The sequence below is a fragment of the Amycolatopsis sp. CB00013 genome (assembly GCF_001905755.1).
In the GTDB taxonomy this organism is placed as follows: Bacteria; Actinomycetota; Actinomycetes; order Mycobacteriales; family Pseudonocardiaceae; genus Amycolatopsis; species Amycolatopsis japonica.
This window is the reverse complement of sequence record NZ_LIWC01000003.1, coordinates 631,029-645,277: the sequence shown is the minus strand read 5'-3', so window position 1 is coordinate 645,277 and position 14,249 is coordinate 631,029. Positions and strand designations below refer to the sequence as shown.

At 70.0% G+C, this 14,249-nt stretch carries 10 protein-coding genes; 2 read left to right on the top strand and 8 right to left on the bottom strand.

Going from position 1 to position 14,249, the window contains the following annotated elements; genetic code table 11:
• Positions 1 to 65: 65 nt before the first annotated feature.
• The 6 genes from AMK34_RS22540 to AMK34_RS22515 all read right to left on the bottom strand — a co-directional run bounded on the left by AMK34_RS22540 (position 66) and on the right by AMK34_RS22515 (position 9,204).
• Complete coding sequence (locus AMK34_RS22540; protein WP_073846703.1) at positions 66 to 1,028, bottom strand: bifunctional riboflavin kinase/FAD synthetase; 963 nt, start codon at positions 1,026 to 1,028, stop codon at positions 66 to 68.
• 40 nt (positions 1,029 to 1,068) lie between these two features.
• Entirely contained in the window at positions 1,069 to 1,992 is a 924-nt protein-coding gene (gene truB / locus AMK34_RS22535; RefSeq protein WP_073846702.1) for a tRNA pseudouridine(55) synthase TruB, read from the bottom strand.
• Between the two features lie 29 nt (positions 1,993 to 2,021).
• The gene (locus AMK34_RS22530; RefSeq protein ID WP_038516581.1) at positions 2,022 to 3,332 is read right to left on the bottom strand and encodes an MFS transporter; all 1,311 of its coding nucleotides are present in this window, start codon (positions 3,330 to 3,332) and stop codon (positions 2,022 to 2,024) included.
• A 192-nt stretch (positions 3,333 to 3,524) separates the two neighbouring features.
• Positions 3,525 to 4,847, bottom strand: a complete 1,323-nt coding sequence (locus AMK34_RS22525) for an MATE family efflux transporter (protein ID WP_038516584.1) — start codon at positions 4,845 to 4,847, stop codon at positions 3,525 to 3,527.
• 9 nt (positions 4,848 to 4,856) lie between these two features.
• A complete protein-coding gene (locus tag AMK34_RS22520; protein ID WP_073846701.1) occupies positions 4,857 to 5,525 on the bottom strand; it encodes a M15 family metallopeptidase in 669 nt (222 codons plus the stop codon).
• Positions 5,526 to 6,159: 634 nt separating this feature from the next.
• Complete coding sequence (locus AMK34_RS22515) at positions 6,160 to 9,204, bottom strand: AfsR/SARP family transcriptional regulator (protein WP_073846700.1); 3,045 nt, start codon at positions 9,202 to 9,204, stop codon at positions 6,160 to 6,162.
• Positions 9,205 to 9,382: 178 nt separating this feature from the next.
• Here AMK34_RS22515 and AMK34_RS22510 point away from each other — a divergent pair, with 178 nt between their 5' ends.
• Positions 9,383 to 10,633, top strand: a complete 1,251-nt coding sequence (locus AMK34_RS22510; RefSeq protein ID WP_158073306.1) for an FG-GAP repeat domain-containing protein — start codon at positions 9,383 to 9,385, stop codon at positions 10,631 to 10,633.
• A gap of 40 nt (positions 10,634 to 10,673) precedes the next feature.
• Complete coding sequence (locus AMK34_RS22505) at positions 10,674 to 12,011, top strand: FG-GAP repeat domain-containing protein (protein ID WP_073846698.1); 1,338 nt, start codon at positions 10,674 to 10,676, stop codon at positions 12,009 to 12,011.
• A gap of 5 nt (positions 12,012 to 12,016) precedes the next feature.
• Here the strand turns inward: AMK34_RS22505 and AMK34_RS22500 are convergent, their stop codons facing one another.
• Both AMK34_RS22500 and AMK34_RS22495 read right to left on the bottom strand, forming a co-directional pair.
• Entirely contained in the window at positions 12,017 to 13,168 is a 1,152-nt protein-coding gene (locus AMK34_RS22500) for a preprotein translocase subunit SecY (protein ID WP_083649966.1), read from the bottom strand.
• Between the two features lie 48 nt (positions 13,169 to 13,216).
• Positions 13,217 to 14,212, bottom strand: a complete 996-nt coding sequence (locus tag AMK34_RS22495; RefSeq protein ID WP_083649965.1) for a DHH family phosphoesterase — start codon at positions 14,210 to 14,212, stop codon at positions 13,217 to 13,219.
• Positions 14,213 to 14,249 lie beyond the last annotated feature (37 nt).

Below are 14,249 nucleotides of genomic sequence, written 5' to 3'. Positions count from 1 at the left end.
TTGCCACCGGAACGCACCCAGGCGGGCGTGTTTGTCGATTCTCGTCCGGCCGTGGCCGGGTCCGGTCAGTCCTGCTCGCCGAGCAGTTCCCTGGTCCGCGCGACGTCCTCGTCGATCTGCTTCACCAGACCTTCCGACGTCGTGAACCGGACCTGATCCCGCAGCTTGGCGACGAAATCGAGCGAAACGTGCTGTCCGTAGAAATCCTCGTCGATGTCGAGGACGAAGGCCTCGACGGTGCGCTCCCGCCCGGAGAAGGTCGGATTGGTCCCGACGGACACGGCGGCGCGCAGCCGGCGGCCGGAATCCGACGAACGGGTGAACCAAGCGCTGTAGACACCGTCGGCGGGCACCGCCGCGAAACGCGGCGTCGACAGGTTCGCCGTCGGGTAACCGAGGTCGTGCCCCCGGCCGTCGCCCCGGACGACGATACCCTCCAGCCGGTGCGGCCTCCCGAGCGCCTCGGACGCCGCCACGACGTCCCCGGCGTCGATGCACGAGCGGACGTAGGTCGAGGAGAACGTGATGTCGTTGTCCGCCTGCTCCTGCGCGAGCAGACCCTGCAGTTCCGCGCCCTGCGCCACGAAACCGAACCGCTTCCCCAGCGTGCGGAGCAGGGCGACGTCACCGGCCGCCTTGGCGCCGAAGGTGAAGTTCTCCCCCACGATCACCGCGGCCGCGTGCAGTTTGTCCACCAGCACCTCGTGGACGAATTCGTGCGCCGTCAGCCTCGACAGCTCCAGGGTGAACGGCAGCACGCAGAAGACGTCCGCCCCCAAGCCCTCGACCAGTTCCGCCTTGCGGCGCAACGTGGTCAGCTGCGCGGGATGGCTGCCCGGCCGGATCACCTCCGACGGATGCGGGTCGAAGGTCAGCACCACGCTCGGCACGCCGCGTTCGGCGGCGGCGCGGACCGTCCTCGAAATCAGCTCCTGATGACCGCGGTGCACGCCGTCGAAGACGCCGATCGTCACCACGCACCGTCCCCAGCTCCCGGGGAGGTCACCCAAACCACGCCAACGCTGCACTTCTAGCCCCGTCTCCTCAGGCCCGGCTCCGTGCACCACCCTAGGCGGGCAGCAACACGACCACCGACCGGGCCAGTTCGCCTTCGTCCGCGGCGAGCGCGAGCACCCGGCCGTCCGGTCCGAACATCCCGTACGTGCCCGTGATCCCGGCCGCGGGCACCCTCTGTCCATATCGGACCGCCTGCGCCGTGCGGGCGTCCAGATCGCGGCGCGGGAACGCCGCGGCGACGGCGGCGTCGAGGTCCAGCGACAGCTCCGGCTTGTCTTCGAGCTGATCGAGGGTGCGGGCCTTGGCGAGGGTGAACGGCCCGACCGTGGTGCGCCGCAACGCGAGCAGATGTCCGCCGGCACCCAGTCCGGCGCCGAGATCGCGGGCCAGTGCCCGGACGTAGGTCCCCGACGAACACTCGACGATCGCGTCGAGTTCGATCCGGCCGGCCTCGCGGCGCGTGGCGAGCAGATCGAACCGGTGCACGGTGACCGGCCGCGGCGGGATCACGACCTCTTCACCCGCCCGGACGCGGGCGTACGCGCGCTTGCCGTCGATCTTCACCGCGCTGACCGCGCTCGGCACCTGCTGGATGTCGCCGGTCAGCGCGGCGATCCCGGCGGCGATCGCCTCATCGGTGATCTTCTCGACGACGTCCGGGGCGGCTTCGGCGATCGGCTCGCCCTCGGCGTCGTCGGTCGTGGTGGACAGTCCCAAGGAGAGGGTCGCGAGATAGGTCTTGCGGTCCAGCGCCAAGTGGCCGAGGAGTTTCGTCGCGCGTTCGATGCCGAGCACGAGGACACCGGTGGCCATCGGGTCGAGGGTGCCGGCGTGCCCGACCTTGCGGGTGCCCATGAAGCGCCGCGCCCTGGCGACGACGTCGTGGGAGGTCATCCCGGACGGTTTGTCGACGATGACGAGACCGGGCGGCGGGGCGGGACGTTTGCTGGCTTGAGCCTGATTGGGGCGCGACACGGGCCGAACCCTATCTTTCGGCTCTCTGCCTAGGACGAGACGGGCAGCGGCGCTTCGGCGTCCCAGCGACGGCGCCGGATCTGCACCGGGATCGCCTCGCCGCGGGCCTCTGCCTCGAACAGCACGGCGCGGGTGCGCCGCCACCACACGAGCATCCGGAAGGTGCCGAACGCGAGCACCGCGATGACCGACAGCAGCGCCAGGCGGAACGTGCCGCCCGTCCACTCCAGCAGGACACCGACCGCGAGCGCCGAGATCGTCGTGGCCACGAAGCCGCCGACGTTCACCACCCCGGTCGCGGTGCCGACGCGCGCGAGCGGGTTGTAGTCCCGTGCCAGCGCGAAACCGATCATCGACACCGGTCCGCCGAGGGAAAGGAACGCGAACACCGGCACCAGGACGGCGACCGGCATCGTGCCGCTCCAGCCGAGCAGGACCGCCCACATCACCGCGGCGCCGCCGATGTACCAGCCGACGAGCGGCATCCGCAGCGACGGGCGCCGTCCGATCAGGCCGCCGATCACCGGGCCGCCGATCATCGAACCGAAGACGAAGACGATCAGCAGCGAACTCGCGGTGGCCTTCGGATATCCCTGCCCCTGCACCAGGAACGGGACACCCCACAGCATGGTCAGCACGTTGGGCGCGAACATCGTGCTGAAGTGGACCCAGAACCCCAGCCGGGTCCCCGGCGTGCGCCACGCGTCGGCGACCTGGCGGCCCAGCACCTTCGGATGGACCTTTTCGCGCACGGGCTCCGGCAGGCCGCGCGGGATGTCTTCGACGCGGAGGGCGACGACGGCGGTGTAGAGCGCCGTCACCAGGCCGACGGCGAGGAACGTCGGGGTCCAGCCGGGACCGTCGAGCAGCAGGCCGAGCGGGAGGGTCGCGGCGAGGTTGCCGACGTACCCGATGGCCCCGGTCAGCGCGGCGAGCAGGGCGTACTGGCGGCCGGGGAAATGCGCGGCGATCAGCCGCAGGATGCTCACGAAGGTCAGGGCGTCGCCGAAGCCGACGACGGCGCGGGCGAGCAGGCCGAGCGGGTAGGAATCGGCGACCGCGAGCAGGATCTGGCCGAGACCGAGGAAGAACACGGCGCCGGTGAGCACCCGTCGCGGGCCGTAGCGGTCGACGAGGACGCCGGTGGGGATCTGCATCGCGGCGTAGACGCCGACCTGCAGGACGGTGAACGTGCCGAGCGCGGCGGCGCCGACCCCGAACCGGTCCGCGGCCTGGAGCCCGGCGACGCCGAACGAGGTGCGGTGGAAGACGGCGAGGAGGTAGACGGTGACGGCGGCCAACCAGATGAACCAGGACCGGCGGGTGGCTCGGCCTGTCACAGTGGTCCTCCTTGGGCGCGGTTTCGGGCGGTGAGAGACGCCCGCACTGCCGCCTCATATAGTTGTAGCTCCTAAGCAACGGCGAAACATACCCGTTACCCGGGTGGTTTTCGCCACAGCACGAGACCACCCCCACCGCGTTTCGTCCTCTGAATGCGGTGGTTGTGCTGCGCAAGGACCGCATCCAGAGGACTAAACGCGGACGGCGCCTTCCACGGCCCACCGGCCCGAGCGCCAACGCACCAGCAGAGTCGCCAGCCGCAGCAGCATGAACAGCGAGAGCCCGGTCCAGATCCCGGCCAGCCCCCAGCCGAAGGCGAGCGACAGCCAGATCAGCGGCAGGAACCCGACCGCGGCGCTCAGCAGGGTCGCGTTGCGCAGGAAGGCGGCGTCGCCCGCGCCGAGCAGGACGCCGTCGAGCGCGAACACCACCCCGGCGATCGGTTGCAGCGCGACGAAGAACCACCAGGCGTGCGGGATCTGGCCGAGTACGGCCGCGTCCGAGGTGAAGACTCGCGGCAGCACCCCGGCCACGGACGCGAACACGACACCGAGGAAGCAGCCGAACACCAGGCCGTAGACGGTGATCTGGTTCGACACCCCGCGCGCCCGTTTGCTCGCCCCGGCGCCGAGCGCGGCGCCCACGAGCGACTGCGCGGCGATCGCGAGCGAGTCCAGCACCAGCGCGAGGAACGTCCAGAGCTGCAGTACGACCTGATGCGCGCCGACGGCCTCGGTGGACGTCCGCGCGGCGACCGCGGCGGCCGAGACGAAGCACGCCTGGAACGCGAGGCTGCGCAGCACCAGATCCCGGCCGAGGCCGAGCTGGGCGCGCATCACCTTCGGCTCCGGGCGCAGCGGGACCCGCTCCCGCACCAGGGCCGCGATGAACAGCGACGCCGAGATCACCTGCGCGACGACGTTGGCGATCGCCGAACCTTCCAGCCCCCAGTCCGCGCCGTACACCAGCACCGGGCACAGCACGGCCGAGATCCCGTTGCCCGCCAGCACATAGCGCAACGGTTTCGCGGAGTCCTGCACGCCGCGCATCCAGCCGTTGCCCGCCATCGTGATCAGGATGAACGGCGTGCCGAACAGCGCGATCCGCAGCCAGGAGACGGCGGCGTCGGTGATCGCGGCGTCCCCGGACAGGACGCGGGCGATCGGTGCGGCCAGCAGCTGCCCGGCGACGATCACCACCAGCCCGACGATCACCGCCAGCCAGGTCGCCTGGACGCCTTCCCGGACGGCGTCACCACGACGACCGGCGCCGTGCAGCCGCGCCGTCCGTGAGGTGGTGCCGTACGACAGGAACGTCAGCTGGCTCGAAACCTGCGACAGCACGACACCGCCGACGGCGAGGCCCGCCAGCGGCAGCGCGCCGAGATGCCCGACGACGGCCGTGTCCACCAGGACGTACAGCGGTTCGGCGGCGAGGACGCCGAGCGCGGGCACGGCGAGGCCGAGGACGCGTTTCGGCGGGACGCGTTCGTCGGGTTCGGAAGCTTCAGGCACCCCTGGAGACTAAAGGTCTGGTACGACAGTCCCATCCGCTGGACCGAAGCGGGCGTGCTTCACCCCGGTGGTGAACGCCCAGTACCGGTCCCCGTAGGACCAGTGCCACCATTCGCTCGGATAGTTCACGAATCCGGTCGTGGTCATCGCTTCGATGAGCGTTTCCCGGTTCTCGCGTGCTTCGGCGCCGATCAGCGCGGACTCGGTGAAGCATTCCGTCCCGTACTCCGGCGGTGTCGCGTTCACGTCGGTCCCCATCGGCAGTTCGACGCCGTCGACGGTGCACAGCGTGAGATCCACCGCTCCCCCGGCGACATGCGGCGCGACTTCGGGCGGTGAGACGTAGGTGGCGGCTTCGGCGGCCACCCGCCCGGACGACCACTCCGGGTTGGCGCGCGCGATCCTGGCCATGCTGTCCGCGAAGTACCGCTCCTGCACCTCCCTCGGCCGGAATCCCTCGACGACGAGCAGCCGCAGCCCGCGCGGGAGCTGGCATTGCGCCGCGACGAGCCGGTCCGCGACGCTGAGCCGCACGTGCGCGAAGGCGCCCCGTTCGTCGGCGAGCCGGGGGTCGATCCGGATGGCGCCGGTTTCCCGCAGGTCCACCAGGGGTTCCCCGCATTCCCGGACGGGCACGGCGGCGATGTGAGGATCCGACAACGACACGAACGAAGACATGGACCCCACTGTCCACGAGCGTCCTTCAGGAACGCTGTAACCCGGTTACAGCGGAGGTAGGGCAAAGGTTGGAGCGCCGCCACTCGGCGTGCCGGCTCCGGATGTTGTGAAAGTGGCTTTCGCAACCATCAACGTTGCGAAAGTGGCTTTCGCAACACCTCCCGGGACTCCGCCACCCACAAGGACCGCAAGACCGGGGTGAAGGGGACTTTCCGCTCATGCAATGAGGGGAAAGTCCCCTTCACCCTGCTGATCGCCACCGAGAGCCGGTCCGTGAAGGCCTCCTTGGTGAACCAGTATTTGCTGACCCGATGGTGTGGCCGGGCCGAGTGTGGAGGATTCGGGACGTTGTGCGTCCTGAACCCTCCACGGTCGACCCCGTTGGTGAGGGAGGCGTAATGCTGGCTGTGGTCTTGGGTGAGCGGGGAAGATTCCGGCCGTCCAACGTCCGGGATCTTCCCCGCTCGGTCGTCCGCCCCGGGGCGTGACCGGCACGATCAACGTTCACGACCAGGACGGCCACCGCGACGACAACCGGACTCTCGCTCCCACGCCGGTCACACGTAGGTACACAAATGCTGGTTCGCCACCCGACAAGACACCTTTGCCTCACCACTCACTTCAACGCTCCGAATCACTCACGACCCCGCCCCGAAACGCCGCCTCTGCCTGACCCGGTTACAGCGGAGAGTTCCTGATACTCGCGAGCACCGTAGGTCCGGAAGATCTCGCACGCCTCCGCGGTCATCCGCTCCCCGGCCGGCACGTCGCCGAGCGCGTCGTGGACCTCCGCGAGCGTGCGCAGGGTCCGTGCCCGGAACAGTTCGGCGCGCAGGTCGGTCCACCGCCGGAGCGAGTCCTCCAGGCAGTCTTTCGCTTGGTACAACCGGCCTTCCGCGAGATGCACCTCGCCGACGACGCGGAGCGTGCACGCGTGGCCGAAGGCATCGCCGAGTTCACGGCAGACCTCCAGCGCGTTGTCGGCCAGCCGCCGCGCAGCGACGGAATCCCCACGCCGCAGCAACGCCTTGGCCAGCGCGCGTTCGGAATACGCGGCCAGCATCCGGTCCTCGGTGCCCTCGAACACCGCGAGCGCGGCACGCGCGAACTCCTCGGCTTCGGCCCACTCGCCACGGGCCCGGTGATACAGCGACAGGCTGCGCAAGGTCAGTCCCTCGCCGCGCCGCGAGCCCGCCGCCGCGAACGACGCCCGTGCCTCGGTCAGCGCGGTCAGCGCTCCCGGGTATTCGCCCAGCTCCAGCCGCACCGTGCCGGCCAGCCGGTGGACATGGCCCATCGCCCCCGGATCGTCCAGTTCGGACCACATCCGCCCGGCCCGGTCCAGGAAGTGCACCGCCTCGGGCAGATAGCCCTGCTCACGGCAGGCGGCGCCGAGCGCGGCGAGGGTGGCGGCCTCGCCGCGGACGTCGCCCGCGGCGCGGAACATCGACAGTGCCTGGCTCAGATGCGCGCGGGATCGGGGGAAGTCGTCGTGCTCGTAGTACAGCTGCCCGAGCCCCGCCAGCAAAGTCGCCTCGCCCAAGGTGTTTTCGGTGCGGCGGGCGGCGGTGAGCGCCGCGTCGTGGGTGCGGCGCCACGAGCCGAGCGAATCGTCGAGGACCCGGTTGTGCCCGCCGAACGCGGTGCCGCACAAGGCCGACGAGAGCCCGACCGCGATGTCGACCAGGTCCAGCGCCGCCGCCAGTTCGACGGCGGTGGTCATCGCCTCCTCCTCGGCGCGGAACCATTCGTACGGCCTGGCCACGACCCGCCGCGCGATCTCCTCGGCGACGGGACGGCCCAGCCGGGAGGTGCCCTGGATCGACGGCACGACCGGCGGCAGGGTCTCGTTGATCCGCTCGACCAGCCAGATCCAGGCACCCAGCACCCGCTCGACGGTGGCCGCCCGGTCCGCGGCAGGCTCCTCTTCGACGGCGCGTTCCAGCGCGAACAGGCGGACGAGGTCGTGCAGCCGGTACCGCATGAGCCCCAAGGGATCTACGCCGTCGACTTCGAGCAGCGACACGTCGACGAGGTCTTCGAGCACTTGCTCCGCGTCGTCCGGATCGGCCTCCATGGCCGCCGCGGCGACCCACGCGGGGAAATGCGCGAGACCGAGCAAACCCAGCCGTCGCAACGCGGTCCTCGCCGCCTTGGGCAGGAGTGTGTAGCTCAGGTTGATACTGGCCCGCACCTCCTGGTCGCCGACCACCAGTTCGTCGAGGCGGCGCTGTTCCTGGGCCAGCCGGTTCGCCAGCCGGGACAACGACCATTGCCGCCGGGACACCAGCCGCGCGCCGGCGACGCGGATCGCGAGCGGCAACTGCCCGCACAGCTCGGTGATCTCGGCGGCCGAGGCGGGCTCGGTGCTCGCGCGCTCGGCCCCGACGATGCGGGTGAGCAGGTCGAGCGCGGCGTCCGCGGGCAGCACCCCCAGTTCGCAGAACGTCGCGCCCGCCAGCGCGGGAAGCCGGTTGCGCGACGTGACGACCACCGCGCATCCCGGGCCGCCGGGCAGCAGTGGACGGACCTGGGCCTCGTTCGCGGCGTCGTCGAGCACGACGAGCGTGCGGGTACCGGCGAGCACCGTCCGATAACGGGCAACGCGCTCGTCGAGGGAGCGGGGCGGCGTGGTCGCGGGATCGAAGTCGCGCAGGACACGGCCGAGTACCTCTTCGGCGGTCGCGGGGCTGTCGGTGGAGCCGTGGAGTTCGAGGTGTAGTTGGCCGTCGGGGAAATGCTCGGCGATCTCGTGCGCGACCCGGTGCGCCAAAGTGGACTTGCCCACACCGCCCGCGCCGGAGACGACGGCGACCGGCATCCCGCCCGGCCGCACCAAGGTCGCGCGCAGCGCCGCGAGTTCGGGCGCCCGCCCGGTGAAGTCGGGTGGCGGCGACGGCAGCTGCCGCGGCGTACGGGAAGTGACGGCCGGGAGCAGGGCGGTGTCGGACCGCAGGATCGACTCGTGCACCCGGCGCAGCTCCGGGCCGGGATCGATGCCCAGCTCGTCGGCCAACACCTTCCGGCCGCGTTCGTAGGTTTCCAGCGCTTCGGCCTGCCGTCCGGACCGGTACAACGCGACCATGAGCCCGCCGCGCAGCCGCTCCCGCGTGGGATGCAGGGCGACCAGTTCGGTGAGTTCCGCGAGCAGCCGCGGCCCCTGTCCCGCCGACAGGTCCGCGTCGACCCGTTCCTCGGTGACGGTCAGCCGCAGCTCGTCCAGCCTGGTCGCTTCGGCGCGCAGGAACGACTCCCCGATCCCGCCGAGCGCGGGGCCCCGCCACAGGGCGAGGCCGGTGCGGAAGAGGTCCGCCGCCTCGGTGTGGTCGCCGCTCTGCGCGGCCTGCCGTCCCCGTTCCACCAGCCGCTCGAACATCCGCACGTCGAGGGCGTCCTCGGCGACGTCGGCGCGGTAGCCGTTGCGATCGGACACGATGACCTGCGGCAAGCCCGCCGTGTCGAACGCCCGGCGCAGCGTCGCGACATACGTCTGCACCACCGCGCGGGCGGTCGTGGGCGACTCCTCGCCCCAGATCACGCCGATCAGCCGTTCGGCGGGCACCGTCCGGCCGGAGCCCAGCAACAGCGCGGCGAGCAGCGTGCGCGGTTTGACCCCCGGGAGCGCGATCGGCCCCGACGGGCCCGCCACCTCCATCGGTCCGAGCAGAGAAAACCTCATCCGTCCCTCCCCCAGAGCGGATCCAGCTACAGCGCGCCCCTCTCGCTGTAGCCCGCGTTGAAGCGTGGCTACAGCGGCCTCCCGGAGCCTCTGTGTCGTCCACTCCACATCATGCTCAGGAAAGGTCGTCATGAACAGCTCCGGTTCTCCCAGAGCGGTACGGTTCGCCTCCGCGGTCATGGTCCTCGTGACCCTCGTCGCAGGCTTGCTCACGTTCGGCACGCGGAACGAGGCGAGTGCGGCGTCCACAGTGGGCGGCGTGATCACCCGCGCCGAGATCATCGCCCGTGCCAAGTACTGGTACGACCGGGGCGACACCTGGTACAGCCAGAACCAGGCGGACGCGATCTCCGACGGCACCGGCGGCAAGTACCGGCCCGACTGCTCCGGCCTCGTCGCGATGGCCTGGCATCTGCCCAAGAAGTCCGACGGCTGGGACCTCAACACCGGCGACTTCGAGTCCTACTCGCACAAGTCCTGGCTGCCGAGCCTGCACGACCTGCTGCCCGGTGACGCACTGCTCAAGAACGGTCACATCGAACTGTTCGAGAAGTGGGTCGACCCCAAGAACCACTCGGCGGGTGCCTGGGTCTACTCCGAGAACGACTACGGCCAGAAGACCAACCACAACACCAACTCCTGGTCGGAGATGACCACCTACCGCGGCATCCGCTACGACAAGGTCATCGAGAAGTCCCTCGACGGCGGGGACTTCGACGGCAACGGCGTCGGCGACATCTACGCGACCGGAACCGGCACTTTGACCATTTGGAACGGCAAAGGCAGCAACAATTTCGCCCCCGCCGACCCGACCGGTGGCGGATGGGACGGCTTCACCCGGCCCGCCGCGGGCGACTTCAACAAGGACGGCAAGACCGACCTCGCCGCGGTGAAGAACGGCACGCTCTACGTCTGGAACGGCAAGGGCGGCAACAAGTTCGGCGCCGCGGACGCCGTGGGCAGCGGCTGGGAACCCTTCAGCGCACCCGTCGCCGGAGACTTCGACAACGACGGCATCAGCGACCTCTCCGCGGTCAAGGAGGGGACCCTGTACATCTGGAACGGCAAGGGCAACAACCACTTCACCCCCGCCGACACCATCGGCGGCGGCTGGGAACCCTTCACCGCACCCATCGCGGGCGACTTCGACAACGACGGCAAAACCGACCTCGTCGCCGTCAAGGACGGCACCCTCCACATCTGGAACGGCAAGGGCGGCAACAAGTTCGGTGCCGTCGACGCTCTCGGCGGTGGCTGGGGCGACTACCAAGCGACCCTGATGTCCCTCGGCGACGTCGACAAGGACGGCCACTCCGACCTCGGCGCCATCAACAAGACCAGCGGCACCCTCTACCTGTGGAACGGCAAGGGCGGCAACAAATTCGGCCCCGCCGACGCCCTGGGTGGCGGCTGGCTCCCCCACTTCTGACCGGTTCCGTCCCCACCCCACGACCTAGGAGGGTCGACCAGTGTCGAAGAACTTCACCCGCCGTGTGACCACGGCAGCCCTGACCGTCTTCGCGATCACCGCCCTGTCCCCCGTCGCGCAGGCCGAAGAGGAACCGGCCGGCTTGGTGACCGCCGCCTACGCGACGGCCCCGTGCGACCGCTCGGGCACGACCAGCGGCGACGCCGCCCTGGCCACGCAGCTGAACGGCACCCTGACCGCGAAGATGCGGGGATACCTGACCGCGTACCGGATGTCGTGCGCCCGCATGGTCGTCGACGCCGTCCGCGATCGCGGGCTGAGCCAGAGAGCCGCGGCCATCGCCATCGCCACGGTGATCGTCGAGACGAGTCTCCAGAACATCAGCGAGGAGGTCGATCACGACAGCCTCGGCCTGTTCCAGCAACGCGCGTCCTGGGGCAGCGCGACGAACCGGCTCAACCCCGTCTGGGCCACCAACGCCTTCCTCGACAAGATGGTGCGGGTGTACCCGAACGGGTCCTGGAGCTCGGCGCCGATCGGCGAGGTGTGCCAGGCGGTGCAGGTCTCGGCCTACCCGGACCGCTACCAGGCGGAAGCCGGTGACGCGCAGAAGATCGTCAGCGCGCTGTGGCAGCGCTCGACCACGGACGGCGGTGACTTCGACGGCAACGGCGTCGGCGACATCTACGCCACCGGAACCGGCACCCTGACCATCTGGAACGGCAAAGGCAGCAACAACTTCGGCACCGCAGACCCCGTGGGTGGCGGCTGGGAAGGCTTCACCCGGCCCGCCGCCGGTGATTTCAACAAGGACGGCAAAACCGATCTCGCCGCGGTGAAGAACGGTACGCTCTACGTCTGGAACGGCAAGGGCGGCAACAAGTTCGGCGCCGCGGACGCCGTCGGAAGCGGCTGGGAACCCTTCACCGCACCCGTCGCCGGAGACTTCGACAACGACGGCATCAGCGACCTCTCCGCGGTCAAGGACGGCACGCTCTACATCTGGAACGGCAAGGGCAACAACCACTTCACCCCCGCCGACACCATCGGCGGCGGCTGGGAACCCTTCACCGCACCCATCGCGGGCGACTTCAACGACGACGGCAAAACCGATCTGGCGGCGGTGCGGGACGGCAACACGCTCTACATCTGGAACGGGAAGGGAAGCAACAAATTCGGCGCCGCCGACGCCGTCGGAAGCGGCTGGGGCGACTACCACGCCACGCTGATGTCCCTCGGCGACGTCGACAAGGACGGCCACAGCGACATCGGCGCCATCAACAAGACCAGCGGCACGCTGTATCTGTGGAACGGCAAGGGCGGCAACAAGTTCGGTCCTGCCGACGCTCTCGGTGGCGGGTGGCTCCCGCACTTCTGAAACGGTCAGCGGAGGAACGGTTGGTACCGCCGCCGCTGGCGCAGCGATTCGATCTGCCGCGTGGTGTCGAGCGAGACACCGACCAGGAAGACGAGCACCACCTGCAGGGTCACCCCGGCGACGAACAGCGTCGCCGGGGTGACGCCCAGCAGGGCCAGACCGGCGACCGGGAGCAGCGCGACCACTCCCAGGCTGAACGCCCCGAAGGCGATGATCCGGCGGTTCACGTGATCGAGGTACTCGGCGGTCCAGTTCCCCGGCCGGATCCCGGGGACGAAACCGCCTACCCGCACCAGCTCGCCCGCCACCTTGTCCATGTCCTGTGCCACGGCCGCCCTGACGAAGGCGAAGAGGCAGACGAGGACGAAGTAGACCGCGATCCACCAAGGACCTCCCAGACCGAAGGGGAGGACCCACAGCAGGACCGCGGCGAGCACGGCCGGGCTGTTCGCTTGGGGGAAGCGAAGGGGAATGTAGGACGGCGTCCCGCCGAACGCGCGCCTGCCGATCATCCGCTTCGCGTACTGCACCGGAACGCGGCGCTGCCCCTGCGCGACGGCGATCGTGATCACGGTGATCGACAGTGTCACCACGGCCATGACCACGACGGCGGCCCAGCCCGTCTTTTCATACAGGCGCAGGAACTCCGGCGGCAGCACCGCCAGGACCTGGGCGAGCAGCAGGATCCGGACGCCGTCACCGAAACCCCGGTCGGTGATCAGCTCGGTCAGCCGAAGGACCACCGCGGTACCCGCCGTCAGGCACGCCACCGTCACGGCTCCGCCCAGAACGTCCTGGGCGCCGGACACGACCAAGCCGACGGCACCCAGCAGGCCGAGCACGACGACGAGCCGTCGCCGGTACCGCGTCAGCACCCGGGCGCCTGCTTCACCTTCCGCCCGGAGCGCCGCCAGCCGCGGGATCAGGACGATCAGTGCTCGTAGGACGAACGGGGCGACCAGGCAGGGAAGGACACCGAACCCGAACACCGTGGCAAGGCGACCGCCTGTGACAAGGTCGAGGATCCAACGCCACGACTGATCGCTCAGCGGCAGACGGGCCGGCTGGGGCGTTGGCAGGCTCTGGCCCAGCCGGAACACCACGATCACGCCCAGCGTGACCAGGATCCGGTGGCGGAGGGAGGTTCTGTCGTTCATCGTGGCTCACGTTAGGAACCACCGATGAAATTACGATGACACCGTTCGTCAGAGCAGCGGTGCCCTCGACAGGGCCTCCCGGAGCTTGCCGAGCACCTCGTCGGGCGTGCCCTCAGCGGTGCAGCCGGCCGCCTGGCGATGTCCTCCGCCGCCCAGTTCCCCGGCCGCGGCCGACACGTCGACGCCACCCGCCGAACGGAGCGAGACCGTCCATCGCCGCTGTGGCCCGATCGGCTCGGCCTCCTTGAGCACCACCGCGACGCCGGCCTCGCGAGTGGACCGGACGACGTCGACGACGGCTTCGACCTCTTCGGCACGGACGGACCGCGCGACGTCGAGCGTCACGACCGCGTGCGCGAGGCCGAAGCCGCGAGCCTCGTCCGGTTCGAGCCGGGCGCCCGCGAGGACCTCCGAAAGCATCGGCAGCCACGCGAACGGGTGGTCGTCGACGATCTCGCGGACCACCTTGTCCGGGTCTACACCGGCTTCGAGCAGCTTCGCGGCCATCAGATGGGTGGAGGGCCGGGCCCGGCGGAACCCGCTCGTATCCGTGACCAACCCCGCGTACAGGCAGCGCGCGATCGGCTCGTCGATCGCGGTGCCGAGCTCCTCCAGCAACGCGAAGACGAGGACCGCGGTGGCTTCGGCGGTATCGTCGACGACGTGGTGCGTGCCGTAGAAGACGTTGGACGCGTGGTGGTCGATCACCAGGACGTCGCCACCCGCCGCGCGGACGGCGTCCACCCGCGACGCGAGTTTCCCGAGCCTGCCCGGCGTGGGCGTGTCGAGCGCGACCAGCAGCCGTTCGCTCTCCGGTAGCTCGCTCGCCGGGACGTAGAGCCCGCCGACGTCCAGGCTGCGCAGGGTTTCGGGCATCTCCTCGGGCTCGCCGACGGAGACGCGGACCTTGACGCCGCGCAGCTGAAGCGCCCGGCCCAGCGCCAGCGCGCTGCCGAGCGCGTCGGCGTCCGGGCGGACGTGGCCGAGCAGGGTCACGTCGGTGGCGCGCGCCAGGAGGGCGGCGGCTTCCTTCAGGTTCGGCACTGGAGTGGCTGTCACAATCAGTCAAGCTACGCTCTAC

Coding starts and splice junctions, on each gene's coding strand:
- AMK34_RS22520 (WP_073846701.1), bottom strand. CDS start 5,525: ATGTCTTCGTTCGTGTCGTTGTCGGATCCTCACATCGCCGCCGTGCCC.
- AMK34_RS22515 (WP_073846700.1), bottom strand. CDS start 9,204: ATGAGGTTTTCTCTGCTCGGACCGATGGAGGTGGCGGGCCCGTCGGGG.
- AMK34_RS22510 (WP_158073306.1), top strand. CDS start 9,383: ATGGTCCTCGTGACCCTCGTCGCAGGCTTGCTCACGTTCGGCACGCGG.
- AMK34_RS22500 (WP_083649966.1), bottom strand. CDS start 13,168: ATGAACGACAGAACCTCCCTCCGCCACCGGATCCTGGTCACGCTGGGC.